This is a genomic window from Flavobacteriales bacterium (assembly GCA_020635795.1).
GTDB lineage: Bacteria > Bacteroidota > Bacteroidia > Flavobacteriales_E > Vicingaceae > Vicingus.
Genome location: JACJZD010000001.1, coordinates 1019981 through 1046470 on the forward strand (window position 1 = coordinate 1019981; position 26490 = coordinate 1046470).

The 26490-nt window shown below is 32.2% G+C and carries 33 protein-coding genes; 8 read left to right on the top strand and 25 right to left on the bottom strand.

Features of this window, described 5'->3' with window-relative positions; translation table 11 throughout:
- Window positions 1–24 precede the first annotated feature (24 nt).
- From H6589_04410 to H6589_04420, 3 genes are all read left to right on the top strand, one after another.
- Window positions 25–903 (top strand): 4-hydroxy-tetrahydrodipicolinate synthase, encoded by an 879-nt coding sequence (locus H6589_04410; GenBank protein MCB9173830.1) that lies wholly within the window; start codon window positions 25–27, stop codon window positions 901–903.
- A 107-nt stretch (window positions 904–1010) separates the two neighbouring features.
- Window positions 1011–1541, top strand: coding sequence for a peptide-methionine (S)-S-oxide reductase MsrA (msrA, locus tag H6589_04415; protein ID MCB9173831.1), 531 nt, complete (start codon window positions 1011–1013; stop codon window positions 1539–1541).
- Window positions 1542–1625: 84 nt separating this feature from the next.
- The gene (locus tag H6589_04420; GenBank protein MCB9173832.1) at window positions 1626–2006 is read left to right on the top strand and encodes a DUF1987 domain-containing protein; all 381 of its coding nucleotides are present in this window, start codon (window positions 1626–1628) and stop codon (window positions 2004–2006) included.
- Here H6589_04420 and H6589_04425 read toward each other — a convergent pair.
- From H6589_04425 to H6589_04445, 5 genes are all read right to left on the bottom strand, one after another.
- Window positions 2003–2809 (bottom strand): hypothetical protein, encoded by an 807-nt coding sequence (locus H6589_04425; GenBank protein MCB9173833.1) that lies wholly within the window; start codon window positions 2807–2809, stop codon window positions 2003–2005. The two genes, H6589_04420 and H6589_04425, sit on opposite strands and share 4 nt — an antisense overlap.
- 107 nt (window positions 2810–2916) lie before the next feature.
- A complete protein-coding gene (locus tag H6589_04430) occupies window positions 2917–3378 on the bottom strand; it encodes a hypothetical protein (GenBank protein ID MCB9173834.1) in 462 nt (153 codons plus the stop codon).
- A 4-nt stretch (window positions 3379–3382) separates the two neighbouring features.
- Window positions 3383–4201, bottom strand: a complete 819-nt coding sequence (locus H6589_04435; GenBank protein ID MCB9173835.1) for a hypothetical protein — start codon at window positions 4199–4201, stop codon at window positions 3383–3385.
- 73 nt (window positions 4202–4274) lie between these two features.
- A complete protein-coding gene (locus H6589_04440) occupies window positions 4275–5915 on the bottom strand; it encodes an acyl-CoA carboxylase subunit beta (protein MCB9173836.1) in 1641 nt (546 codons plus the stop codon).
- 69 nt (window positions 5916–5984) lie between these two features.
- Window positions 5985–6476 carry a histidine phosphatase family protein gene (locus H6589_04445; GenBank protein ID MCB9173837.1) on the bottom strand — a complete coding sequence of 164 codons (492 nt, stop codon included), beginning with the start codon at window positions 6474–6476 and terminating at the stop codon, window positions 5985–5987.
- A 92-nt stretch (window positions 6477–6568) separates the two neighbouring features.
- Between H6589_04445 and H6589_04450 the strand changes: the two genes are divergently transcribed.
- The gene (locus tag H6589_04450) at window positions 6569–6709 is read left to right on the top strand and encodes a hypothetical protein (protein MCB9173838.1); all 141 of its coding nucleotides are present in this window, start codon (window positions 6569–6571) and stop codon (window positions 6707–6709) included.
- Between the two features lie 114 nt (window positions 6710–6823).
- Here the strand turns inward: H6589_04450 and H6589_04455 are convergent, their stop codons facing one another.
- On the bottom strand, window positions 6824–6967 hold the full coding sequence (locus H6589_04455) for a hypothetical protein (GenBank protein ID MCB9173839.1): 144 nt from the start codon (window positions 6965–6967) through the stop codon (window positions 6824–6826).
- Between the two features lie 134 nt (window positions 6968–7101).
- Between H6589_04455 and H6589_04460 the strand changes: the two genes are divergently transcribed.
- The 3 genes from H6589_04460 to H6589_04470 are packed head-to-tail and all read left to right on the top strand — an operon-like array spanning window position 7102 to window position 8879.
- Complete coding sequence (locus H6589_04460) at window positions 7102–7755, top strand: hypothetical protein (GenBank protein ID MCB9173840.1); 654 nt, start codon at window positions 7102–7104, stop codon at window positions 7753–7755.
- 30 nt (window positions 7756–7785) lie between these two features.
- Window positions 7786–8550 (top strand): peroxide stress protein YaaA, encoded by a 765-nt coding sequence (gene yaaA, locus H6589_04465; protein MCB9173841.1) that lies wholly within the window; start codon window positions 7786–7788, stop codon window positions 8548–8550.
- 2 nt (window positions 8551–8552) lie between these two features.
- Window positions 8553–8879, top strand: a complete 327-nt coding sequence (locus tag H6589_04470) for an antibiotic biosynthesis monooxygenase (protein MCB9173842.1) — start codon at window positions 8553–8555, stop codon at window positions 8877–8879.
- On the opposite strand, the gene H6589_04475 is transcribed toward H6589_04470, so the two are convergent.
- Together H6589_04475 and H6589_04480 are read right to left on the bottom strand one after the other, a co-directional pair.
- Window positions 8876–9652, bottom strand: a complete 777-nt coding sequence (locus H6589_04475; GenBank protein MCB9173843.1) for a hypothetical protein — start codon at window positions 9650–9652, stop codon at window positions 8876–8878. The genes H6589_04470 and H6589_04475 overlap by 4 nt on opposite strands.
- Before the next feature lies 1 nt (window position 9653).
- The gene (locus tag H6589_04480) at window positions 9654–10247 is read right to left on the bottom strand and encodes a YqgE/AlgH family protein (GenBank protein ID MCB9173844.1); all 594 of its coding nucleotides are present in this window, start codon (window positions 10245–10247) and stop codon (window positions 9654–9656) included.
- Between the two features lie 245 nt (window positions 10248–10492).
- Here H6589_04480 and pdxH point away from each other — a divergent pair, with 245 nt between their 5' ends.
- Window positions 10493–11143: a pyridoxamine 5'-phosphate oxidase gene (pdxH, locus tag H6589_04485; GenBank protein MCB9173845.1), complete on the top strand. Its 651-nt coding sequence runs from the start codon at window positions 10493–10495 to the stop codon at window positions 11141–11143.
- A 67-nt stretch (window positions 11144–11210) separates the two neighbouring features.
- Here pdxH and H6589_04490 read toward each other — a convergent pair whose 3' ends face one another.
- The 17 genes from H6589_04490 to H6589_04570 all read right to left on the bottom strand — a co-directional run bounded on the left by H6589_04490 (window position 11211) and on the right by H6589_04570 (window position 26455).
- Window positions 11211–12869, bottom strand: coding sequence for an ABC transporter substrate-binding protein (locus H6589_04490; protein MCB9173846.1), 1659 nt, complete (start codon window positions 12867–12869; stop codon window positions 11211–11213).
- 97 nt (window positions 12870–12966) lie between these two features.
- Window positions 12967–13359: a GtrA family protein gene (locus H6589_04495; protein MCB9173847.1), complete on the bottom strand. Its 393-nt coding sequence runs from the start codon at window positions 13357–13359 to the stop codon at window positions 12967–12969.
- Window positions 13356–13814, bottom strand: a complete 459-nt coding sequence (locus tag H6589_04500; protein ID MCB9173848.1) for a phosphatidylglycerophosphatase A — start codon at window positions 13812–13814, stop codon at window positions 13356–13358. The genes H6589_04495 and H6589_04500 overlap by 4 nt, the downstream gene beginning before the upstream one ends.
- Before the next feature lie 95 nt (window positions 13815–13909).
- Window positions 13910–15220 carry an inositol-3-phosphate synthase gene (locus H6589_04505; GenBank protein ID MCB9173849.1) on the bottom strand — a complete coding sequence of 437 codons (1311 nt, stop codon included), beginning with the start codon at window positions 15218–15220 and terminating at the stop codon, window positions 13910–13912.
- A 104-nt stretch (window positions 15221–15324) separates the two neighbouring features.
- Window positions 15325–15945 (bottom strand): tetratricopeptide repeat protein, encoded by a 621-nt coding sequence (locus H6589_04510; protein MCB9173850.1) that lies wholly within the window; start codon window positions 15943–15945, stop codon window positions 15325–15327.
- Between the two features lie 14 nt (window positions 15946–15959).
- Window positions 15960–17312: a hypothetical protein gene (locus H6589_04515; protein MCB9173851.1), complete on the bottom strand. Its 1353-nt coding sequence runs from the start codon at window positions 17310–17312 to the stop codon at window positions 15960–15962.
- Window positions 17297–19492, bottom strand: coding sequence for an urea transporter (locus tag H6589_04520; protein MCB9173852.1), 2196 nt, complete (start codon window positions 19490–19492; stop codon window positions 17297–17299). The genes H6589_04515 and H6589_04520 overlap by 16 nt, the downstream gene beginning before the upstream one ends.
- 7 nt (window positions 19493–19499) lie before the next feature.
- A complete protein-coding gene (locus tag H6589_04525; GenBank protein ID MCB9173853.1) occupies window positions 19500–20867 on the bottom strand; it encodes an alanine racemase in 1368 nt (455 codons plus the stop codon).
- Window positions 20868–20879: 12 nt separating this feature from the next.
- Complete coding sequence (locus H6589_04530) at window positions 20880–21941, bottom strand: ATP-grasp domain-containing protein (GenBank protein MCB9173854.1); 1062 nt, start codon at window positions 21939–21941, stop codon at window positions 20880–20882.
- A 6-nt stretch (window positions 21942–21947) separates the two neighbouring features.
- Window positions 21948–22187, bottom strand: coding sequence for a PqqD family protein (locus H6589_04535; GenBank protein ID MCB9173855.1), 240 nt, complete (start codon window positions 22185–22187; stop codon window positions 21948–21950).
- Window positions 22188–22271: 84 nt separating this feature from the next.
- Window positions 22272–22856 carry a helix-turn-helix transcriptional regulator gene (locus tag H6589_04540; GenBank protein MCB9173856.1) on the bottom strand — a complete coding sequence of 195 codons (585 nt, stop codon included), beginning with the start codon at window positions 22854–22856 and terminating at the stop codon, window positions 22272–22274.
- A gap of 217 nt (window positions 22857–23073) precedes the next feature.
- Window positions 23074–23499, bottom strand: a complete 426-nt coding sequence (locus tag H6589_04545) for a hypothetical protein (protein MCB9173857.1) — start codon at window positions 23497–23499, stop codon at window positions 23074–23076.
- 269 nt (window positions 23500–23768) lie between these two features.
- Window positions 23769–24245: a hypothetical protein gene (locus tag H6589_04550; protein ID MCB9173858.1), complete on the bottom strand. Its 477-nt coding sequence runs from the start codon at window positions 24243–24245 to the stop codon at window positions 23769–23771.
- A gap of 183 nt (window positions 24246–24428) precedes the next feature.
- A complete protein-coding gene (locus H6589_04555) occupies window positions 24429–24689 on the bottom strand; it encodes a hypothetical protein (GenBank protein ID MCB9173859.1) in 261 nt (86 codons plus the stop codon).
- A 1-nt stretch (window position 24690) separates the two neighbouring features.
- Window positions 24691–25104: a hypothetical protein gene (locus H6589_04560; protein MCB9173860.1), complete on the bottom strand. Its 414-nt coding sequence runs from the start codon at window positions 25102–25104 to the stop codon at window positions 24691–24693.
- Window positions 25105–25188: 84 nt separating this feature from the next.
- Window positions 25189–25764 carry a DUF4833 domain-containing protein gene (locus H6589_04565; protein MCB9173861.1) on the bottom strand — a complete coding sequence of 192 codons (576 nt, stop codon included), beginning with the start codon at window positions 25762–25764 and terminating at the stop codon, window positions 25189–25191.
- Window positions 25757–26455, bottom strand: coding sequence for a CDP-alcohol phosphatidyltransferase family protein (locus tag H6589_04570; protein MCB9173862.1), 699 nt, complete (start codon window positions 26453–26455; stop codon window positions 25757–25759). The genes H6589_04565 and H6589_04570 overlap by 8 nt, the downstream gene beginning before the upstream one ends.
- Between the last annotated feature and the right edge of the window lie 35 nt (window positions 26456–26490).

The following is a 26490-nucleotide window of genomic DNA, read 5'->3' on the forward strand; positions in this document are numbered from 1 at the left end:
ACAAACTTTGTTAAAAAATTATTAATGAGCAAATTTAAAGGAACAGGAGTAGCTATTGTAACTCCTTTTAAAGAAAACAGAAGTGTTGATTTTGAAGGTCTTGAGAGACTTGTTGAACATTTAATTTCGGGAGGAATTGATTATTTAGTGGTTAATGGAACTACTGGAGAATCAGTAACACTAAGTAGACAAGAGAAATTGGATGTTTTAGCTTTTGTAATAAAAGTAAACAATGGTAGAGTGCCATTGGTTTTTGGTATAGGGGGTAACAACACTCAAGATATTTTAGACTGTTTTCATACGTATGATTTTACAGGTGTAGATGCTATTTTATCTGTAAGTCCATTTTATAATAAACCAAGTCAGGAAGGTATTTACCAGCACTATAAGTCAATAGCTGAAATTTGTCCTTTGCCACTTATTCTTTACAATGTGCCAGCTCGAACAGGCTCCCACATGGAAGCAGAAACGGTTTTACGTTTGGCTAATGATTGTAAAAATGTTATTGGAGTAAAGGAAGCTTCTGGTGTAATTTTTAACTCAATGAAAATCATCAAAAATAAACCTGAAGGGTTTTTAGTGATTTCTGGCGATGATATTCTTAATTTACCAATTATAGCAAGTGGAGGAGATGGAATTATCTCTGTAATTGCAAATGCTTTTCCTAAGGATTATAGTAATATGGTAAAAGCAGCTTTAACAGGTGATTTTAAAACAGCTCAACAACTTCATTACAAATATTTTGATATGGTACATTATATGTTTGTTGATGGAAATCCTCCAGGAATAAAAGCAACTTTAAAAATACTTGGTATTTGTGGTGACACACTTCGATTACCATTGGTTAACGTTACAAATTCAACTTTCCAAGCATTAGAAAATTTAATTAAGAAAATAAACTAATGACAAAAAGGTATGCTGTTTTTATGTTGTTTTTCTATTTAATTTCGTGCAACACTTCTGAAGTTGAATCAAAAGAACTTATAAAAATAAATACAATACAACAAAATATGGATACAATTACTTTTGGAGCAGGCTGTTTTTGGTGTGTAGAAGCCATTTTTTCTGATTTAAAGGGAGTAGAACAAGTTGTTTCTGGATATGCTGGAGGTTCAGTAAAAAATCCATCTTACAAAGAAGTTTGTACTGGTAATACAGGTCATGCGGAGGTTTGTCAGGTAACGTACAACCCTGAAATAATTACCTACCAAGAATTGTTAGAAGTATTTTGGCAAGTACACGATCCAACAACTTTAAACCGACAAGGTGGAGATGTTGGTACGCAATATCGCTCGGCTATATTTTATCATAATGAAGAACAACGAAAGGTTGCAGAAGAGTTTAAAGCGACTTTAAATCAAGAGAAAGTTTATCCAGATCCTATTGTTACTGAAATTACAGCTTTCACAAATTTTTATCCTGCAGAAGATTATCATCAAGATTATTTTGAATTGAATGGAGAAAACCCATATTGTAAAGCAGTTGTGAGACCTAAAGTTGAAAAATTTAGAAAGGTTTTTAAGGATAAGTTAAAGAAGTAATCAGTCGGTTCGTCTAAAAAATCATAAATTATTCTTTTGTTCGTGTTGTAAATTTTATATTTGTTTTTATAAGATGTTATAAAAATGAAATCTCTGTTTATAGAAGGAAAACAAAACTCACCCGCAGTTGCTTTTAGTGAAGGTGGAGTATTGAGTATTGTAGGTAGGTCTATTCCAGAACATCCATTAAAATTTTATAAACCTTTAGAAGATTGGATTACTGAATTTTTGGCCACTTCTCCAATTAAAGTTTATTTTAAGGTACACCTAGATTATTTAAATACTCATTCGACAGAATGTATGCTTACTTTAATGAAAAAAATAGAGGAATATGCCACTTCTTCAAAGGCAGACGTATCAATACTTTGGAATTTTGATGAAGATGATGAAGATATGCAAACGCTTGGTGAAGATTTAAAATCTTTGGTTAAAGTTCCATTTAAAATTGAGGAGGCAAAAAGTTAATTGCTTCTGTTTTCAAAAGCATCGTCATCTATCAAGTTACTTTCTTCATCAGGGTTCATGATATCATCAAAAGCAGCGTACATTATGGTGTAACTCATAGGAACAGTAACCAATAATCCTATAAATAAACAAAGTACGCCAAGTAAATTAATAAGAGCTATAACTACAATTAAACCAAAAAAGTGAAAAAACTTGGTTTGAATAACCTTTCTACTAGCCTCCATACTTTCCCATGCACTAGCTTTAAAAAAGTGGGCATTAACTGCTGCAAATGAATAGATTGTTTGCATAAACATTAGTAAAAGAACAGTGATAATAAAAAGAGGAATTAAGCCATCAACACTAAAAAGTTCAAACAATTCTTGTGGAGAGATGTTGTCGTCAAAAGAGTTGTCCTTTATACCATCGATAATTCCACTAAACATAACGGAAAAACCATAAATTAATAAAGGCATAAGTAATACTAAGGAGAACCCAAACAAAATTAATTGAATGATGCTAATTTGTCCAATAGAGGAGAAGCCTTTAAAAAAGTCGTCAAACGTAATACTATTACCCTGCTTTATTTTTCTAGCTGCAATAAAATAGCCAACAAGTAATGTTGCACTTAGTATTTGGCTCGCAAAAGTTCCTATTACAGGTATAAACCCTGCTACCATTATCATGAGAATGGAAACAACAAAGAATCCAATAAAATATCCAGCTTGAGTTTTAAAATAGTCAAGTCCATCTGATATATATTTACCAAATTTAAATTCGTAACCATTTGAGGTTAATAATTGTACTTTTTCGTTTAGGTTCATGATAAAAAATTTAGATAAATTTAATGAAAAACTTTATGAGAATATAGTTTCTATAAAAACAAAAAAAGGCTGTGATTCACAGCCTTTTTTTGTTTTTATACTTTTTCTTAAAATTTATATCCTAACAAGAACACAACACAACCATTAGCCCCTACATTTTCAGAACCTGGTAAAATATACGTTACATATACTGGGGCAGATTTTTCAGGGTCATAAGAGTATAAGCCCTCCTTGTTGTTTTTGCTTTTTGAAGCATATAACAACGTCCTGTTTGGTTTACCCATTGGTTTGTCGTAAATATAAATTTCAACATCTGGAAGGGTAGAAGCGTTAAACAATAATCGGTATTTTTCGCTAGAGAACAAAGGCACCTCTATTTCTTTCCCTTGTTTTTCTGCCTTGTAAGTAAACTTTGTAATGTTTGATGAATCGTACTTGTAAACTGGCATTAAAAAAGGTTTTAAATCAGCTTTAAGTGCAGATGCATCACATTCTGTTTCTTGTGCTATGCTCGTAGAATAAGTAAATATTGAAAGAGCAACAAATAAAATTTTGATTAACTTTTTCATGTAATTATCCTTTAATTAAGTTATTTCTAATCTCTGTAACAGTAGTTTTTAATGTTGCTAATTGTTCAGGTGTTAAAGCTGAAGCACTTTCATCATTTATAGCTTTAAAGCTAGCTTCAATTTTTTCTAACGAAGCTACTAAATCATTAAACTCGTTGTTTTCGTTAGCTTGTTTTACAGCTCCAATAAGGTTACCAATAATTACGGCTTGTTCTGATAATCGATTAGCTACTTTTTCAGAAGTGTTTTTGTTTGCATTTAAAGCTAAATACATCGATTCTATCCATGCACCAGCAAAAATAACTGAACCTGTGTAGCTAGAGCCATTTTCGTCTAAATATTCATCCATTTCCATTTGCATATCAGCCATAATGGTTGTTAACGAATCTTGATTGCCTACATTTTTTTCTAAACGCTCAGCAACTCCAGTGCTGTTAAATACATCTGTCATCCAAATTTTTTCAGACATTTGACGTAAAGCATTTAAATAATTTATAGCTTCCTGAGTTTGGTTATTGGTAATAGCATAAGCCATATCAGCAGCATATACTCCAAAATTTATTTTTTGATTGGTCTTCGCATTGTAATTATTTACATTGTCTTTAGGGTTGGTTAAGCCACCAACATATTCTAAACCAGCATTTTTAAACAAACTAACAATTTGTAAAGGAGAAGGCAGCATGTAGGTAACTTCTTCTGTTGCAACTTCTTCAACAACAACTTCTTCTGTTGTTTCTTCTGGTTCGTGGTTTCCACCACAAGAATATAGTAAAGCGCTGATTACTACTAAAGATGAAATTAATTTAAACGATAGTTTTTTCATAATGAATTTGAATTAAAATTTAAGATGTAAATAAATGAAAATTAAATGGTTTGCACAAAAATAATTATTGACATTAAACCTGGATAACACCAACATTAAATGCTTGTTCGATAGGAGCGTTATTTGCAGCCTCAATTCCCATAGAAATCCATGTTCTGGTATCTAATGGATTAATGATAGCATCTGTCCATAATCGAGCAGCACTATAATAAGGTGAAATTTGTTCGTCGTATCTATTTTTAATAGTATTATATAATTCTTCTTCTTTTTCAGGAGTAATTTCTTCTCCTCTTGATTTTAAAGCAGCAACTTCAATTTGTAATAAAGTTTTTGCAGCGGAAGCACCACTCATTACAGCTAATTGAGCTGATGGCCAAGCAACAATTAAACGAGGGTCATAAGCTTTTCCACACATGGCATAATTTCCTGCCCCATAAGAATTTCCAATAATTACAGTAAACTTAGGAACAACTGAGTTGGCTTGAGCATTTACCATTTTAGCACCATCTTTAATTATACCACCATGTTCGGAGCGAGACCCTACCATAAATCCACTAACATCTTGTAAGAATACTAATGGAATTTTCTTTTGATTACAGTTCATAATAAAACGAGCAGATTTATCGGCTGAATCAGAATAGATTACACCTCCAAATTGCATTTCTCCTTTTGCAGACTTTACTACAATTCGTTGGTTTGCTACAATTCCAACCGACCAACCATCAATACGTGCATATCCACAAACAATGGTTTTACCATAATCTTCTTTGTATTCGTCAAATTCCGAATTATCAACCATTCTTAAAATGATATCTTTTATATCATAAGGTTTTTCTCTTGAGTCAGGTAATATTCCAAATATTTCGTTTTCGTCTAATTTTGGTTTTTGAGCTTTTATACGGTTAAAACCTGCTTTATTGGCATCGCCAATTTTGTTCATTATCTTTTTAATTCTATCTAAACAGTCTTTGTCATCTTTACATTTGTAATCGGTTACACCAGAAATTTCGCAATGGGTGGTTGCTCCTCCTAACGTTTCGTTGTCAATGGTTTCTCCAATTGCTGCTTTTACAAGATATGAACCAGCTAAAAAGATAGAACCTGTTTTATCAACAATCATTGCTTCATCGCTCATAATTGGTAAATATGCTCCACCAGCAACACAACTACCCATTATTGCAGATATTTGAGAAATACCCATTGCCGACATTTTAGCATTGTTTCTAAAAATTCTGCCAAAATGTTCTTTATCAGGAAAAATTTCATCTTGCATAGGCAAGAAAACACCTGCACTATCTACTAAATAGATAATAGGTAATTTATTTTCCATTGATATTTCTTGTAAACGTAAATTCTTTTTTGCAGCCATTGGAAACCATGCTCCAGCCTTTACTGTTGCATCGTTAGCAACAACAATACATTGTCTGCCACTAACATATCCAATAACACCAACAACCCCACCTGAAACACAACCTCCATATTGCTTGTACATACCTTCGCCGACAAATGCACCAATTTCAATTCTTTTTGATTTTGGGTCTAACAAATAATCAATACGTTCGCGTGCTGTTAATTTGCCTTTTTCATGTTCTTTTTCAATGCGTTTTTTTCCTCCACCTAAATATACTTGGTCTAGTTTCCTGTTTAATTCTGAAACCATTAGTTTATTTACATCTTCATTCTTGTTAAAATCTAAGTCTTGTTTCTTTGCCATGAGTAATTTTTTAAGATGTCAAATATAATACTATATCAGCCTATATAAAAGAAAATTGGTGTTAGGATTTTAAAACATTTTAGGATAAATAAAGAATAATTTACGTCCTATTCCTTCAATAATGTGTTGCCAATCTTCAATATCCATTTCTATTTTAACTATTCCGCAAGTGGGGATGTTATCAATATAATCGGTGGTAAGAAAATTTGAAAGCTGAGTTATTGCAGGGTTGTGACCAATTAATGCAATGTTGTTGTATTGGTTTGGTATCTCGTTTAAAACTTCTAAAAGGGTTTTTAACGAAGCTTCATAAATTCGTTGTTCAAAATGAATGTGGTTTTGATGAAGGTTTAATTTTTCAGTAAAAAATTCAGCAGTTTTAGTGGTTCTTTTAGCTGGACTACAAAGGATGTAATCAGGGTGATACGCTAATTTTTTTAATTCTTCAGCCATAAAATGTGCATCACGCAGCCCTCTTTCATTTAATTTTCTGTAAAAGTCGGAAGTACTAGGATTTTCCCAGCTTGATTTAGCATGTCTTATAAGATGAATTATCTTCATGTTTCGACGAAATTAAAAAAAACTTCGATAAAATTTTTTAGTTTCGACAAAAGTTGTATATTTGTAGACGAAAGTAATTAAAACTTCGATTTATGTTAGTAATCATTTTAATAGTAGCTGTTCTACTTTTTGTAGTTTTTGCTCTAGGTGGAGTGGGAAGCTCGTATGGAAATGGTGTTAATGAAAACACAAGAAGTAAAATGAAATTCAACGACAAAAACTATTTTTTATAGTAGTCGGTTTAAATTGTACCCCCTTTTTTTAGATAAGTTTTATGTTAATTAAAAGTCCAGACACAACGGTGCTGGACTTTTTTTTATTAACCCTAACTAAACTAACTATAAAAACTATCTTCTTTTATTTTCTATTAAAATCAAGCTCAATTGTTCAGCTTCTAAAATCAATTGTAAATAATAATTTAACTGACCATTTATCATGGCTTGTTTTGCTCTTCGTTTTAACATTACGTATTGTTCTCTTATGCTTTTCATATCTTTTAATTTGCAATTGCTTTATTCAATATACGTGCCAATTGTAGTTTTTATTTGATGGGTAATGTTAAAAAAAGTTAAATGCAAGATGTTGTGTTTAGTGTTGATTTCTTTTACTAACTTTACTGTATAAAATGAAAAAGGGGTTAATATATATATTATTGTTACTTCTTGCTTTTAGTCAGCTTAAAGCGCAAGAAACAACTACATTACCAGAAGAAGAGTATGTGTTGCCTTTTGATTCTTTAAAAAACAAAGATAAAATCAGGTATCAGTTTTCGACGGGGGCAAATATGTCGTACAGTAAAACTTTTGGTAGTTCTGCTAGTTTGTTTTATTGTCCAAGCGTTAATTATTTGGTTTCACCCCGTTTAACAGTTGGGGCAGGAATGACTTATGTAAGTAGTGATGTAACTAATTTTAGACCAATTTACGATTTAAGATACCAACCTTTTACAGGAAATATTTCACAATATTATACACACATTACAGCCAAATATAGATTAACTGACCGATTAACCGTTGCGGGTAGTGTTTTTTATAACATGGCTCAATTTAATTCTACTGCTTTTGGAACAAACAATAAAGCAAGCGAAATTGACAGAATAGGTTATGCTGCAGCCTTCGAGTATAAAGTAAGCGACAATGTTACTTTGTATGGTGAAATAAGAGTTAACGATAACAATAGAAATGGTTTTGGGTTTAATTCATTAACCAATCAAAACTTTGGTTCTGGAGGTTTTATGGGTCAATCTTCTATTTTTGATGCTCCATTTGGAGGAAGATAATTATCTAACACTATTAATTAAAGTTACAACATGCTGATATTACTCTCACCAGCTAAAAAACTTAGTATAGCAGGTGAAAAACTAAAAAATAATACGTTACCAACTCAACTTGATAAATCGGAGCAGCTAATAAATGAGCTGAAAAAATATTCGCCAAAGAAAATACAAGAGTTAATGGGGGTAAGCCCAGCAATTGCGGAGTTGAATGTTGATCGATATCATTTATGGAAAAAAGAACATAATCAAACTGACTCAAAACAAGCTATATTTACATTTACTGGAGAAGTTTATAGTGGATTAGACGCTACATCTTTATCTGAAAAAGAAATCAATTATGCTCAAGACCATTTGAGGATATTATCGGGTTTGTATGGTGTATTAAAACCTTTAGACTTCATGCACGAGTACCGTTTAGAGATGGGAACAAAACTAAAGATTAAAAAACACAGCAATCTGTATAGTTTCTGGGGAGATGTTATTACTAGTGAACTAAACGATGTTTTAGCATCACATAAAAATAAAACCGTTATAAACCTAGCTTCTACGGAGTATTTTAAATCGGTAAACCCTAAAAAATTAAATGCCAAAATAATAACCCCCATTTTTAAAGATGGTAAAAATGGCGACTATAAAGTGGTGATGGTGTATGCCAAAAAAGCAAGGGGTATGATGGCGAATTACATCATTAAAAACAAGATTGAAAATACCGAAGAATTGATTGGCTTTAACTCAGAGGGGTATTACTACAACCCAAAGTTATCGACAGAAACAGAATTGGTTTTTTATAGAGATTAGTTATAATTATGATTGCTAAAACACCACAACCGCCATATTATGCTGTAATATTTACTTCATTAAGAACAGAAGGTGATAATGGTTATGGTGATATGTCGGTTAGAATGGTTGAGTTAGCGAGTAAACAAGATGGTTTTTTAGGCATAGAGTCGGCTAGAGAGGAAATTGGTATTACCGTTTCGTATTGGAGAGATTTAGCATCGATTCAAAAATGGAAAAATAATACAGACCATGCTGTTGCTAGAGAAAAAGGTAGACAAGATTGGTACTCACATTTTAAAGTGCGAATTGCAAAGGTTGAACGTGATTATGGATTAGATAAAACTTAATCTTTTCGTTCAATTAACATTCTAAAAGAGATAATAGGAATCATTACTGATTTAATGTCGTAACGAGAGGTTCGAATATCGTCTCTTACAATGGGCATAATTCCTGCATTTAAGCTATAACGAGTTTTAATTACAAATTTTAAACCAGCCGCAGCGGTAAACATGTTGTAATTGGTAAAATAATAACCATCAACCATTACATATACTTTTCTCGAAATTTGGTTTTGAATACCAAATGTAACGGCATGTACAAAAAACTCACGTTTGTCGTAAACAATATCAATGTTACTTTTTATAAAATAGAAACCTGTACCTAAGCTAACGTTGTTTTGATGATTTCCAATCGTAAAAACGGCATCAACACCAGTAAACATAACATTGGTGTCTTTTAATGATGCAGTAAAATTTCCTACAGTACTAGAAAAAGACAAGGTTTTTTCATCTTGTAAATCAATACTGTGTTTTAAAGACCCTAAAATAGATCCAAATAATGATGTCGTTAATGAAAGATTGGTTTTACTGGTTAAACCGTAAGTGCCTTTAAAAAACAAAATATCATTACTGACTAATCTAAAATCACGTTTAGTAATGGTAAAAGCGGTTGGAGAAAGAAAATAACTGGTGTAATCAGGATTTTTTACGTTGTAAATGTCCTTTTTAATTATGGAGTTGTTGTTTGATTTTTTTCCACTCAACACATAATCGTCGGTTTGCGAAAAACATAAACTAACAAAAAGAAGGTTGATGATAATTAAAAATCCCTTTAAATACATATTAATTTAAACTTGGATCTTCAGGAAAATTGGAGAGAACTGTATGTTTTGGGCCCATTTTCTGTAAAGCTTTTTTCCAAAGGTGTTCGTCTTTAAAATCGCTTATAGTAAAACTATTTAAATCCGAAATAATCCAAGAATTAGCTTTTACTTCGTTTTTAATTTGAGGGTAATCCCAACCTGAATAACCTACAAAAAACATGATTTCATTTGGAAAAATTTGTTGGTCAATAATCATGTCTTTTAATTGCTCAAAATTACCCGACCAATACAAATTATCAATAATATGTTCACTTTCTGTTATAATATTACCTTGTGTGTGGATGTAAAATAAACTATCTGTTTGAACGGGTCCACCCATAAATACCTGAGCATTAAATTCAGGGAAGTCTCTTAACGTATCGTTTACGGTTATGTTTAATGGGTGGTTTAAAATAAAACCTAACGAACCTTCTTTTTTGTGTTCGGTTAACAATACTACCGAGCGTTTAAAGTAAGGGTCGTTCATAAAAGGTTCAGCAATTAAAAGTCTGCCTTGAGCTAAATCAAGTGTATTAAGTTCAGCTATGGAGTAATCTAAAGGGTTTGTTGTCATGATAAATCAATTGCACAATAAATTTAATTAAAATTTATTATTTAGTTGTAGAATACTTGAATTAATTAGTTTTGTTAAAGAAACATTAAACGCAGATAACACAGATGAATATGATTAAATGTGATATAGTCCGCCAAAGGCGGACAGACATCATAAGTTTTGCTATTGTTATTATTTCTGTTTATCATATTCATCTGTGTTATCTGCGTTCTTTTTAATTTTTGCCCAGTAGCTATTACTAAAAAATGGAAGAAATACGAAATTATTTAAACGCTATTAGAAGAGATTTTGCTGATAAACCATTATCGGAAGATTCAGTGAATGCAAATCCATTTTTACAATTTTCGGTCTGGTTTGAAGAATCTGTTAATGCTCAATTACTCGACCCTTACGCGATGATGGTATCGACTGTTGATGAAGTTGGTCAGCCACATTCAAGAGTAGTTTATTTAAGGAATATTAGTGAAGAAGGCTTGGTTTTTTATACCAATTATCACAGCGAAAAAGGACAAAACATTAGTGTTTCGAACAAAATTGCTGTTAACTTTTTTTGGGGAGAATTAGAGCGTCAGATTAGGGTAGAAGGTGAAGTTGAAAAAGTTACTAACGAAATATCGGATACTTATTTTGCTGCACGACCAAGAGAAAGTCAATTGGGTGCATGGGCATCAAATCAAAGTGAAGACATTAAGAGTAGGGAAGAGCTTGAACAGCAGGTACAGTTTTATACTGAAAAATTTAAAGGTATGGATGTACCTCGTCCACCACATTGGGGTGGATATATTATAAAGCCAGTAAAATTTGAATTTTGGCAAGGTCGCCCAAATCGTTTACACGATAGGCTTGTTTACAGTAAAACAGGTTGTAGTTGGATTATTTCAAGAAAAGCACCCTGAGAGAGTTTGCAGTATTCAGTCCACAATCACTTGAATTTTTTGTTGACTGTGAACTGAATACTGTTGACTATTTTTTATCTATCTTCACATTTTTCAACGTAAGTAAATTAATTGGGTTTATTCCTAAACCATCAACATTTGCTTGAATTAAACGCACAACTTCATCATAATACAAAGTAACCACAGGAGCTTCTTCAATTAAAATTCTATCCATGGCTCTATAGTAGTCGTAACGAATAGAATCGTTTACCTCTGCAATTGCTTTTTCGTACAATTTATCGAATTCATAGTTTTTAAATTGGGTATAATTTGGTCCGTGAGGGGTAAAATTTTTACTGTAAAATAATGCTAAATAATTTTCAGCATCAGGGTAATCGGCTATCCACGATTTTCTAAAAAAGTTAAGTTTCGAACGTGCAACCAATTCACGATGAGTGGTAGCTTGTAATATTTCTACTTTTACTTTTATACCAATTTCATTCAGTTGGTGTTGAATAAATTCACACAAATCAACATAACCCATGGTAGTAAACAATGTAATTTCAGGTAAATTTTTTCCATTAGGAAAGCCTGCTGCATACAACAGTTCTTTTGCTTTTTCGGGATTGTAAGTGTACCCTTTTACTTCATCTTCGTTGTACGATGGTAAACCTTTTGGGATAAAACCAGAATGAGCTGGTGTTCCGATGTTTTTTCTTAAATAAGAAATCATCTGTTCGCGATTAAAACCATAGTTAATGGCTTGTCGAACCAATTTCTTTTTCAATGGACTATTGGCTACAATATCCAATTCGTCGTTTACTAAAATACCCAAGTATTCAGTATTTAAGTATGGGTTAGTAAGCATAGTAATTTTGTCGGTGTATTTTGCTTTTAATTCGCCATCAGCAGTAAAAATTTCTTCTTTATAACTTCCTTCCCTGCCTGAAACAAAATCTAACTCACCATTTAAGAATTTTAAAAATTCAATTTCTTCATCTTTAATAAAGGTAATGGCTACAGCATCAAGATAAGGTAATGAATTTCCTTCTTTGTCTTTCTCAAAATAGTTTTCGTTTTTTACAAAAACCATTTTATTTCCTTCGTCCCACATTTTAAACTTAAAAGCACCAGTTCCAACGGGGTTGCTTGAATAATCGTTTTTGTAATAATCAACAATTTCGTGAGGAACAACAGAACAATATTGCATGGTTAAAATCCCTAAAAATGGAGGGAAAGGTTGGTTTAAATAGATTTTAAGTGTTGTATCGTTTATTGCTTCAAACGGAGAATATTTGTGTTGTTCGTCAAATGCTAAGTTGTTAAATACCCATGCACCAGGCGATGCTACTTTTGAATCAATAATACGGTTGAAACTATAAACAAAATCGTTTGCAACAACTTTTCTACCTTTTCCATTCTCAAATAATTCATGATCATGAAAATAAACGTTGTTTTTTAAATAGAAAGTATAAGTTTTTCCATCTTCAGAAATTTCCCAACCATTAGCAATACAGGCTTCAATTTTCAGTTCGTCATCCATTTGAACCAAGCCATTGTACAAATTATTACACGCCCAGATGTTTTCGATGTTTCTCGAAAATGCAGGGTCTAACGATGTGATACCAGCAGATTCGTTGTAACGAAATATTTTTTTACCGATGGTTTTATCCGAACTAGATTGATTTCCACATGCAATTAAACAGGTAGCAACGATAACAACAAATAGGTTTTTTAGGTTTTTCATAACAGTACAATTTATGTTAGTGTAATGTTAATCAATTGAAATGCTGATTTTATGAGGCTTGCATTGTTGTTTTCAACACTTTTTTTAACAGTGGAGTTTATTTTTTGAAAACAAAATATTTTTGGAGGGTATAATTGTAAAATACTGCTACCATAATTGAGGTTAAAACTTTAGATGTGGTATAGTTAATGTGACCAAAATCGGTAAGTATATACACCAAAAAAGTATTTAGCACTAAACTACCCGACGAAACTAAAATGTATTTGTAAACTTGGTTCACAAATTTGTTTTTTGATTTGGTAAATGCCCAATACCTGCATAAATTAAAATTTGCCAAAGCACCAGCTAAAGCACCCAAAGCTGTAGAATAAACATACCAAACATGAAATGCCTCTGTAAGTACAATCAGTACGATAAAATCGACAGCTGTGGCTACTATCGCGGCAACCTGATACTTTAAAAACGATATCATCCATGAATCTTTATTCATAGAAGATAAATAATGAGTTGTAAAACTAAGTTAGCATAAATACCCGCCAAAACATCATCAGCCATAACACCTAAACCACCGTTTAGTTGCTCTAATTTTCGAATACCTAAGGGTTTGAAAATGTCAAAGAGTCTAAATAAAACAAATGCCATTAATAAGTTTATGTAGCTAAAAGGAATTAACAACATGGAAATCCACATACCAATTACTTCATCAATAACCACTTTCGATGGGTCTTTTCCCCATTCGGAAGTTAATTGGTTGGTAGAATAAAAACCAATTAGAGTGGTAATTAAAATAATGGTTATAAATAAGAATGGGTTATTTAAAACAACTTCAAAATAGTTGAATAAAACGATTACACCACAACCAAACAATGCTCCAACTGTTCCTGGTGCAATAGGAGAGTAGCCTGAGCCAAAAAAGGTGGTAACGATTTTGTGAATAAAATTCATGGTGTAAAAGTAATAAAATGCTTCGACAGGCTCAGCATGACATACTATTTGTCACTCTGAGCCTGTCGAAGAGTATTTTTCGAAGTTAAAGAAATTTAATCTTCGTAATCTAAACCTAAATGAGTAATCAACTCTTCACCTTGTAAATAACGTAAAGTGTTCATTAACTTCATTTCTTGTTTAAAAATATCGTGTATAGGTTTTAAACCTTTTGTTTTTTCTTGAGGCGATTTAAAGTAGAACGATAGCCATTCTTGTACACCACTCATTCCTGCACGTGAAGCCAAATCTAAGAAAATGGCCAAATCTAATACCAATGGAGCAGCTAAAATAGAATCTCTACACAAGAAATCTACTTTAATTTGCATACGATATCCCATCCAACCAAATATATCAATGTTGTCCCAACCTTCTTTGTTATCGCCATGAGGAGGGTAGTAGTTGATACGTACTTTATGGTACAGGTCTTTGTATAAATCAGGATTTTTTTCTGGTTCTAGAATTTCTTCTAAAACGCCTAATTTTGAAACCTCTTTAGTTTTAAAGTTGTCTGGGTCGTCTAATACTTCGCCATCTCGGTTACCTAAAATATTTGTAGAGAACCAACCAGCAATACCTAACGAACGAGTTTTTAAACCTGGAGCAATAATCGTTTTCATCAACGTTTGACCAGTTTTAAAATCTTTACCACAAATAGGTACACCACTTTCTTTAGCTAAATTTACCAAAGCAGGGATGTCAGCCGAAAGGTTAGGAGCACCATTTGCATAAGGTACACCTTCTTTAATTGCTGCGTAAGCATAAATCATACTTGGAGCAATGTTTGGATCATTGTTTTCTAATCCTTTTTCAAAATTTTCGATGGTCATGTGAACATCAGAAACTTCTAAATAGATTTCGGTAGAACCACACCAAACCATTGCTAACCTATCGCAATTGTTTTTGGCTTTAAAGTCTTTAATGTCTTGACGTAAAGCATTAGCCAACTCCATTTTGGTTTTGCCTTCCTTGATGTAAGTTCCGTTTAATTTTTTAACGTATTTTTTATCAAAAACAGCTTTCATTGGTTTAATTTGTTCCAATTCCGATTTTAATAAATCCAATGTGGTTTTATCTATTACACCAGCATGTATTGCCGATTCGTAAACATTTTCTTCAAATAAATCCCAACCACCAAAAACTACTTTTTTTAAATCAGCTAATGGAATAAAATCTTTTACCAATGGAGTTCTGTTTTCTGTTCGTTTTCCTAAGCGTATGGTTCCCATTTGGGTAGTTGAACCTATGGGTTTTGAAATTCCTTTGTTTACCGCATGGACGCCTGCAATAACGGTAGTTGCAACTGCACCAAGCCCAGGTAAAAGTATTCCAAGCCTTCCTTCTGCACTTTTAATGTTGTTTGTCATTTTATATTAAATAGTTAAGTTTTTCGTGTACAAAATTACCCAATTTATATGTGCCTACATTTATTAAAAGGGTATATTTTACTATATGAAATGAGATTGTTTTATTACAATCCTTTGATTAATTCAACGGGTTCAGTTGCTGTAGGATTGTATAAAATAGCTTGTTGCAATGAAATTTTTGCATCGGTAATATTTCCTAAAGCAATGTTTATTTTGCCTGAAAGGAGGTTTAGCTCATAATCGAAAGGGTATAAAGGTTGTATCTTTTTAATATAAGTTAACGCTTGACTATTTTTTTTACGGTTGTACCAAATCAATGCTAAACGATAATTAACGGTATAGTTTTTATCATCACTTTTTAGAATACTTTCATAAATAGCTACAATGTCATCCCAGTTTCCTAAATAAGAAAGAGGGTTGACAATCATTAATTTTATTTCAATAGAATTTGGATTTTGAGCCAGTGCTTTTTTATAAAATGAAATGGATTTAGTGTAATCAGTTTTTAAGTAATATAACCATCCTAAACGTAAATTCATTTCATACGAATTTTCCACATAAACTTTCTCTAAAGATAGTATTGCATTATCATAATCATAGGTGTACTCTTTTTCATAACTTGAAGAAAAAGCGGTAAGTTTTTCGTTAAATGTACGTTGTGAAAAACTTGAAGAAACTGTAACTACAAATAGAATTGACAGTATTGATTTAATTAAAACGTTCATAATGTATATTGTTTTTAAAGTTTAAAAGATATTGAGATAGCAAGCAAGTTTGAGTTAAACCTAACCAAAGATAACGCATCTGTTTTATCTTCAAATTGGTAAAATAAATTTACCGATGTATTTAAAGATAAAGGTTTGCTAAACCGGACATTTACTTGATGATGAATATTATCGTAAGAATTTTGTAAAAATGAACCATAATATTCTGTAATTGGGATATTGTTCTTTTTTAAATAAGAAATAAATAATGAAGATTTTTTTAATTTAATCTTTGCAAAGGGTGAAAAAATCAATTTGCCTCTACCTTTTAGTGGTTGATAAAAAACTGATCCAATAGTGAATTTTTCCTGTGCAAATGGCAGAGTATATTGGATTGAAGTCCCAATTATAATTTGTTGTTCGTTGTTTGGATAATCAATGAGTTTAATTGTAGAATCTTTACGTTGTGTATTCTCAATTGGAGGGGTTTGAGGTTTTACTCTACTAATGGTTATTTCTGTCCATTGTGTTTCTGAAATGCTCGAAGAAGGATTTTCTAAGTTTAATTGTGCAAAAGGAGATATTTTTAACGGACCAGAAACATGGGTTGCGCCTAAGTAAAAGAATGCTCCTTGTTGATTATAATCTCCTTTTAATAAATGATTTTTTCGATAAATGGAGTCTGTTTTAAAATCACCAGGAAATGCAGGAGGGGTAGATGCTGTTTTTGAGGTGTCATATTTAAAATCGATATCGGCATTGTATAGGTGTAGGTGAGTGCTAAAATCAACACTCCATTTATTGCTTAATTTTATTGAACTACCCAGGTAATATTGTAGTTGTGTAAAATCTCCCCAAATGTTGTTTTGTTGGTTTTGCAACGTAAAATTTTGAAATAACGCTAATTTTTTAGCGGGTAAATGTCCTAATCCTACATTAAAGAAATTGATGTTTCCAGCCATTTCTTTATTTGCAGATAATTTTGAACCTCCACCAAGGTTTATCGCACTAATTATCTTGGTAAATTTAATGGAATCACCAATAGCAGAACTATGCGTTTGAGCTGTTAAAAATAGATTTCCAGTTTCAACTGAAGTGTAATATAAATAGTAAGCAGTAACATTGCTGCTTTGATTTTGTTGATAAGCTTTTAGCAAGTATTTTTCTGCTCGATGATATTTTTTTAATTGAAAAAAGGCAATACCAATTCGTAAATTCAAGTAATGATAATCAATAGCTTTGGTAGTATTTATTTCGGATAACTCTTGCCATTTAGCGTTGGAATATAAGTAGTAGCTCAAGCTATCAATGGTTTTAAAATCACTAACATGTTGAGCGTTAGTGGAAAATCCAAACAGCATAAATACAATAATTATCCATTTACACATAAGCTTGCTTTAAATTGTTTTTTAGTGCTGATGAAGTTAAAGGATAACTGATTGTTCTCTAGGATAGAAAATTTGTACAAATGCTGAATGGTTTTTTTATTTAAAACCAGCCCTGAACATTCTGTGCTAAAGTTAATTTCTGTAGGGTTATGAGTATTGTTAGCAGAGGTAAAAGAAAATTGATAGTTCACTTTTAAATAATGAAAGAAAGGAGCAGTAAAATCGTGGATAAAACTAAATAATCCATTAAATAAATCGGTAATTATTAATTGATCATTCAATTGAACATCAGGATAATAACCTAATAAAACTTTATGAGCTCCTTTGTAAAAATGATGTAGTAAAGAGTCTTTATCGCCATAAAAATCAGTGAAGTAAAACAGTGTGCCGTTATTAACGAAATAGGCGGTTGAATTGGTTTTGTGGCAATAGAAATATGCTTGATTGACAGAGTTTACAATTACTTCCCATTTCACAAATTCTTTTTTATTGTGTTGTTCAACTTCCCAAGTTAAAAGTTGTCCAGGTATAAAATTAAAAGTGTCGGATAAAAGTTTTGTAGTATTTACATTGCTTATTTGCATGTTTTCTTTTGGAATGTCGAAGCTGTGAAATTGGTATTTTCCATTTAAAACAGACAAATAGTAATCCATAGGGTAGCTTATGGTTTTAGAGCCGACATAAGGTGTGGTTTGCATTTGAAAATGCAAGTGGGGCTCGGGCGAACGACCAGAGCTTCCGCAATAAGCAATTACCTGCCCTTTATACACATGATCGCCTTGTTTAACCAACATGCTTTCTTTTTTAAGATGGCTCAATTTGGAGTATAAATATTCGGTATGTTTAATGATAATGGTATTTCCCCAATTATTTGAAATATCCATTCCACTAATAGGGTTGTCATCAATACCATCAACAATGGTAGAAACAATTCCACCTGCTGGTGCTAATACAGGTAAATTATAGCAGTAGTAGTCTTTTAAATCATGCCCTTCATCTTTAAATGTTTTTCCTTCTTCGTTGGTTACATCAAAATCTAAAGCGTACCTGTAATCGTCTTTATGAGTAATGTTTCCATTGTTTCCTTGTGAAACCCTCCAAAAACCAATGATAGGTAAGGAGATGTTAAGGTAAGTTTGGCTACTAAATCGATCTACACTGTTAAAATGCTTGTAATGATTTTTTTCGGGTGAAAAATGTTGAAGATATACCCGATATAGTTTTGATGTAAAAGCTCGTTGGTTTAGTGCGTACAATATCATTATTACAACGATGTTGAAAGGTAAAGAATAGAGTGGGAGTCCAAAAAATTGAAATATACCATGTATTCCACTAATGATTAGGGCTATTAATGGGATACTAAAGATTAAAAGTAAAAAAGAGCGTTTGGAAGCTACGATAAAAAAACCACCTAAGGCAATGGCGGTAAGTATAAAATTAAAGCCAATGTAAGAGTAGATGAGTTGTGAAAAATCGGCTTCCATTAATCGGTAAAACATAAAGCCAAGTGCAAATCCAAAAATGGACAATACAAAAGAAATTCGTGAATGAATTAATATTCCAATAGCAATTATAATTCCAGCTAAATCGTTGTACTGAAACAAAATAGCCCCTAATGATCTGAAGTAAAGATAGAGTATGTCGGCAAAAGGTAAATGCCCCACAAAATCGGTAACACTTGTAAATAAAACTGGGAAATACGTTTCGAGCGATAAGACTGTTTTTTCGTGTAATTCTAATGCCGAGAAATTTTTACCACCAAGAATAATTAGCCATGTTACTAGAAGAAAAGGTATACTTAAAAACGGCAATCCTTTTGTGGCTAAATGGTTCATAAACCACACTGTTAAAAAGAACGTAAGAATTGCAGTCAATACTAACAGAATAATTAATGAGAAGTTAAATTGATAAAAAATACCGATGGCAACACCAACCATGGCTGAGTTATAGGTGTAAGTACCTTCACGAATGTTTTTATGGTCGAAATTGAAAAGTAAAGCAGTTAACTGACAAGTTAAAATAGATAAAATGGCTGCAATACCTGCTCCTAAATCGAAGAAAGAAACCAATAGTAATATTGCTGCTAACAGTTTACTATTACTAAAATATACTTGAGAAAAACTGTTTAAGATTCCCTCTAGAATAAGTTTGGTGTAATATTTAATGGTTAAAAAGTTCATTCAACAATTAAAGTGAAAATTTGGTTAAATGCGCAGGAACTTTTTCGTCTTTCTGAACCGATTCAACGGTTTCTCTTGATTTAATTAAATGAGATTTTCCTTCAGTATCAATTAACACAATGGCTGGTCGTAATGAAATAAACTGCATGGATTGTGTTACATTGTAAGCACCAACATAATGAGCTACCACATGATTGCCGGGTTTTAATGGTGGCATGGAAATACTATCTCTAACCACATCAATATTCATACACATAGGACCGTAAAGTGTGGTATCTTCTGTATGATAACCCAATTCTTCTACTGGAGTTATTTTGTGGTCGTACCAGAATGAGGTAAACAATACATTTACACCAAAATCTAAGATGGTTGCTCTTCTTCCGTCAGATAGGCGTTTGTTGGCAATTACACTTCCTACCAAATATCCAGCATCATCAATTAATGCTCTTCCAGTTTCTAGGTATAAGTATGGTAAATCACCTTTATCAAAGCCAGCACCTAACAACGAAGAGGTAATAGCTTCGGCATATTCAGCAATATCTGGAACAGTATCGCTACCCATGTAGTAAGAGCCTTTTAAGGTGTTTTTAGAAGCAAAACCACCCCCCATATCAATGTAAGTGATAACTTTTTTGTATTTGGTTTTGATGTTTATCGCCAAATCAGCCATTTTACTTGCTGCAACAGCATAAGCTGATGGCGTTAGCATAAATGTACCAATGTGAGTGTGTAAACCCACTAATTCTAATCTATCGGTAGCCATAATTTTGTTAATGGCATCCCAAGCTTGTCCGTTTTCGTAATTAAAACCAAACCTATCCCACATGGGGTAAATGCCCGTATCCATGTTTACTCGAATAGCAACTCTAGGTTTTTTAGGTAAATCTTTTGCGTATTCATTTAACCGATACAATTCATCTAAATGGTCGATGTGTATTGGCGAATTGTTTTTAATGGATAAAGCTAAATCTTCGTCAGTTTTATCAGGACCATTAAAAATAATTTTGTCGCCCGGAACTCCATTTAATAAGGCTTTTTGATATTCAAAAATAGACACCACTTCTGCCCAAGAGCCTTCTTGGTGATAAATATCGCAAATGGCATTTAAATAACAGGTTTTGTACGACCAAGCAAACTGAACTTTAGGGTAGCGAGTTTCAAAAGTGCGTTTTGCAGCCTTGTAGTTTTCTCTAATTTTTTTCTCAGAATAAACAAACAGTGGCGAGCCATATTCTTTTATTAAATCTAAAATGGGTACACCATCAATTTGAGCAAATGATGACCATTCGGTTCTTTTTCCAAATTTGTTCATCAAACCTGCATTTAAAGGTTTTATTAGGGGTCTTTCGTATGTTTTTTTAGTTTCTTTTTTCATCTTTTCAATTTTTTAAAGTTCACCGTGGGTTGAAATTTGTTCAAAGTCTTTCATGTCAACAATTAAGTCGTACGAATACCTGATGAACAGTTTACCAACTTCAAATTTTGTATAGGTTTTATAGTGTTGCTTAAGAGCCATGTTTACAACACTTTCTACCTGATTTTGTCCTGCTCCAACTGGTAAGTAACACCATGCTGGAAAACGAGGATTGATTTCAATTAAGTAATATTCATCATCGGTAGTTTTCATTACTTCCAACTCAAACGGACCATTCCATTTGGTTTCTTTAATGAGTTTTTTTGTAAGACTCATTAATTTACTATCAGAAATAGTAACTCCAGCCCAAGCTTTACCTTTATCAGTAATATAAAGTTTACGCATTGGAACTGCTCCAACCAATTTACCGTTTCCGTCGCCAACGCCACAAATGTTTACTTCGGTACCGTGAACAAATTCTTGGATAAGCACAGGCAAACCCCATTGAGCACTAATTTTATTAAAATGCTGTATGGCTTGATCGGTGGTGTAAGCAATTTTTGCATCGTAAAATTTACCTTTAATTACCAACGGAAAACCAAATTCGGATACTAACCCAGGTAATTCGTTAGGGTTGTATAGCATTTTAGCAAAAGGAACCGTTATACCGTGTTTTTTACCGTATTCGTAAAGATTTACTTTGTTTCGAGCTTCAAATTGTTCCATGGTAGGTATCGACATACGAATACCTAACTCATCATTTAACCGTTTTTCGAGTTTAATGAAATTGAACAATTCGGCATCGAAGTTTGGAAACAAAAAATCAATGTTTTCAATATTGTTGATGTACTGAAATCGATCAAACATCACTTCTGTTCCAGCCGATGGAAAAGGGACTTGGTAAACCTTGTCGACCAAATCGCTCATGTAAATACCCGGTTCTAAGGTTTCGTAACTTAAACCAATAATACGAACATTAAAGCTTTTTGCCTCGCGCAAAGCTCTAATAACAGGTACACCTGGTCCAGGACTATCAATGGCGTTTAATCCAGTAACAGCAACGGTAAAAGTTGGTTTTGTTTCAACTTTTTTCATGTGTTTTTAGTTAATTAGTTTGTAACTGGTTAGCATCATTTTAAAATCATACAAGTCTTTTTCTACAGTATCTTTGTCGATAGCAAAATCGTTTAACAATTTTTCTACGATTTCGTCGTCCGACAATTTGTCTTGTATAAGTTTTAAAATTTCAACACCAATTGGGTTAAGCGAATAACTGTCGCCAGACGACGGGTTGAATAAGAACCCAGAGTCGCTAATGGCAATGTCTTTTTTTAATTTCATAACTTGTTAGTTTTTGAGATGATACAAATTTATATGCACTTTTTAGCCTTCGTATTACACAATTTTGATTAATTTGTATAAAATTTAGATTAATAAATTTTCTAATGAAACTCTATATTTATTAGGGTTTTCTTTAAATTTTGATATGGTAATACCTGTAGTTTTTTTAAATTGATTACTTAAATAATGTACGCTGCTATAACCCAACATAAACGATATTTCACTAACACTAAATTCGCCGTGAGATAGCATTTCTTTGGCTTTTTCAATTTTTAATAAGATGATGTATTTTTCTAAGGTGGTTTTGGTTTGTTTTTTAAATATTTTACTCAGTTTATCGTAGGGCAATTGCAGCTTTTGACTAATATAATCGGAATTACGAATTAAGGAGTTGGAGTTGTAGCTGTAAAAAATAAGTTCTACAGCCGCTTGTTTAATTTTTTCTACTAAAATACAGTCGGCATTTTGCAACAACTCAAAACCAAGCGATTTGAATTGATCAATTATTTTTTTCTCTGAAATTTCGTTTTCGTTGTACGATAAACACACTTCTCCAATTTTAACGTGCTGTATTGAAACTGGTTTTATCAACGAAAAATTAAGCTCTATTAACCTTATACAACTTTTGCCCAACATGTTTTTTAGGTAGTATGTTTTTGTATTGGGCATTGTTAAAGCGTACTTAATTTTTGGTTTAGCAAATTACGAACAATATATTGACTTATTGTTTGAAAACCTATTTTGAATAGCTAAGGGGTGTTAAATTTTGTTAACATAAACACTTATAAAGTGTTATGAAAAACGAAAATTACAAAATTGGTACGAAATTAAAATCGTTGTATTTGTAAAAAGTAGCATAAATTCTTAGCCGATGTTTTAACGTGTATTATTCTTCACCCGAAAACCATGACAACATACTATCAACTTTCAAATTATCTTTTCCATCAATCACAAACAATACGGCTCCATTTACTCCATACTTTTGGTTGTGGTAATTTTTGACTCCTATAGTTAATGCATCTTGTTGGTTGTTGCAAAAAATTAAGGTTAACAATATATTCGACGATTTTGTTTGAAAATAATATTTTTCTTGAATAAGATGTTCGCCCATTAAGCTGTCGTTATGCTCTTGATGTGTTACAAATTCTTCTTCATAATTATTGAGAAACCATTCCATTTGTTTTTTATTGGGGTGTTCAACATTTAACTGAATATTCATTTTTTCTGTTTTAGCATGTTGAGGATTTACTTGGTTTTGGCAAGAAAATGAGATGAAACTCAATAAAAATATGATTATAAACGAATTTTTCATTTTTGTTATCTAATTAGAAAAAGATGGGGAAGAAGTATTCATTGTTGTTATGTAACGTGTCTTTAGTTTGTTTAATGCTTAAAAGTAATAATTTTGTGAGAAATTACCCCTCTCGGTCTCCCCTCAAGGGGAGAAGTCCCTCTCTTGAGTGAGGATTAAGCTGGGTGAATAAAAAGCACAGACAAAAATTATGGCAAAAACTGCAAAAGTTTTAAGTAACCACAACAGCTAGCAACCGCATGTTTTTATAAATGATGTTAGGTAAAGTTTTATTTATCAATTATTGAATCTTGTATTAATTTTCTACATTCTGCAGAAATTTCTTGTTCGTTGAATAAGTACTGAATTGGTTTATTCCTTTTAGGTTTCATCACAGGCTTTGCGATTTGAAAAATCTCCAATGTTTCAAGGTTGAAAAATATTTGGCATCCGATTGGATTTTCAGCTGTTACTATATCCATATGGATGTAGTGTGGCATTAATTCAGGGGCATGATACCATGAAGCAGAGAACTCTATTTTATAGTCTTTATAGTCTTTGAAAAACTCTTTTACACATTCAGGAACAGTAATTTGTTTATGATTTATAGTTAAAGTAAATGTTGAACGGTCAAATTTTGCGACAGAATATTTTTCAGGAAGCCCTATTAATTTCCCCTCTTCACTTAGTTTGATAGGAGTGTCAGTATGAGCAATTGAAGCTATTGATAGCAAAAGTAATATGGTAGAAAGAATCCAACTTTTCATTGTATTTTAATTTTACTTAACGCTAGGCTATGCATAGTGCAGGGTTTGAAAAGCGGAAATTTCAAATTTGCACGTAGCCAAGAGTTTATATTTTGTTTTTAATTTTTTCACGTTAAATACCAAATTAAATTATTGGCGGACTTTATTAAATGCACTGACCTTTAGTTTAGTAGAAAACCCGCATTACGTATAGCCATTGTTGGTATTTCGTTTTTTTATTTCTTCTAAATTATATGGTTCTTTATCAACTTCGAATTCAGTTTCGTAAACACCCCAATCCATATACTCATAATAAATAGTCATTGCTTCAAAATGAGATTCTGCATAAAAGGAATGAACAATTTTAGAGTTTGGCTCGAGTAAAGTTCTTGATTCAGCACCTAATTCACCTGAAAAACACAACATTGGTAAATCTTCAGGGTTAGTCCATATGTCATGCTTTATTTTAGCCATTTATTTTTTCAAAATCTTTAAAAGACTCAAATAACTCTTTATGGTTATATTCTAATTCCTTTCTTTTTTCGTTAAATAGATTGACTACTATAGACCAATTTTCCTTTTCCGTTTTCCAATAGTCAGTTTCACTCATTAAAACACTTTGTAGTAAATCTCCTTCATAAAAATCTCCCTCAGCCAATAAGTTTTGTTTTAGTTCATCTAATGCAAGTGGAATTAGATAATTTAATCCAATATTCTGTCCAATCATTATCCTTAATTCTTCAATATCAAAATCCTTTAGTTGCTTTTTTCTTAATTTATGGCATGTAGTTACTAAATGACTTGAATATTCAGGTTCACTCCAAACATCTTTTTCGAGATTTTCCAAAGATTTATTTTTCCAATTATTTTCTAATTTCATTTGGTCTGTCTTAATGAATGCCAACATCTGAATAACCGTACCATTACGTTTATTCGCACGATGTTTACCAAATGTAATAAATAGTTATGGTATTATTCTATGGTAAAGCGGCTTTTTGGTTTTAACATCGGTACCAAAAACTTCTACATAAAACACTTTGGGCAACAATTTAATGTGTTCGGCTTTAATGTAAACACGGTCTATAAAAGCTGTTTTTCCGTTTATTGTAGTAATGGTTTGTGGCTTATTGTTTATTTGTGTTACAATAAATTGCATGTCTTTAATAGCGGCAATAGAAAAAATATAAGTATTTGGTCGGTCTTTTAATGCTTTCGATTTTACGCCATAGCCAAATGTTTTTTCAATTTGAGTCAAATCTCGTTTTCGACCGTCTTCTTGGTATCTTCTCCAAAAAACATTTACTGGGTTGGAGTGGTTAATGGTGCCATCTTCATCAATGTTCAACGTATAAACTACCGTATTTTGGTTGAAACTTTTTTGTACATAAAACAACATGTTTTCATCGGTAGGTACGGGGTAGCCTATAAACACAGAGTCTTCGCCCACTACTTTTGAAGCAATTGATTTTATTGTTGGACTATTGGTAAATCCAAACAGTAATGTTAAGGTAATGGTGGTTATGGTTAAAAATTTAATCATTCAGTTTATTTAATTCATGTTTAACATGATTTAATCGTTTTATAGCTGTAATGTTTGAAAACACAGCAACAACAGTTAAAGGAACGGTAAAAATAGAAATGGTTTCAAACAAAACGATTGGAGTGCCACTTAGTTTAAAACACACATCCCCAATAAAAAAGTGCACAATTCCGCAAAACATGGCACCAGCACCAATGGTTACTACTCTTGCAGGTCGTTGCATAGTCCCAACACTACATTCAATTCCAATTCCTTCAGCTCTGGCTCTGGTATAACTCACCATCATAGAGCCTATTAACGCAATAAAACCAAACAAGGAACTTAAAAAAAAGTGGTGAGCAATTAAGTAATAACAAATACCTAAAAACATTACCAATTCACTGTATCGGTCAATCACTGAATCATAAAACGCGCCAAACTTCGACGACATGTTCCCTAAACGTGCTAAACGACCATCAATCATATCAAACAACCCCGCAATTAATATGGTAAAACCTCCCCAACCTACATAGGCTAATTCGTTTCGTTGTGCATTTTCTGCACCTAAAATAAAAATAATGGCTGCTAAAATATTTAAACCAAAACCAATTGAAGTAATAATGTTTGGAGTAATTTTTAGTTTAATTAAAAGGTTTATCAAAGGGTTAATGATGTTGTAAATAATGAGTTGAGCTTTGCTTTCGTTTGCCATTGGTTTTGATAAGTTTCAGACAAAATTAATGAAAC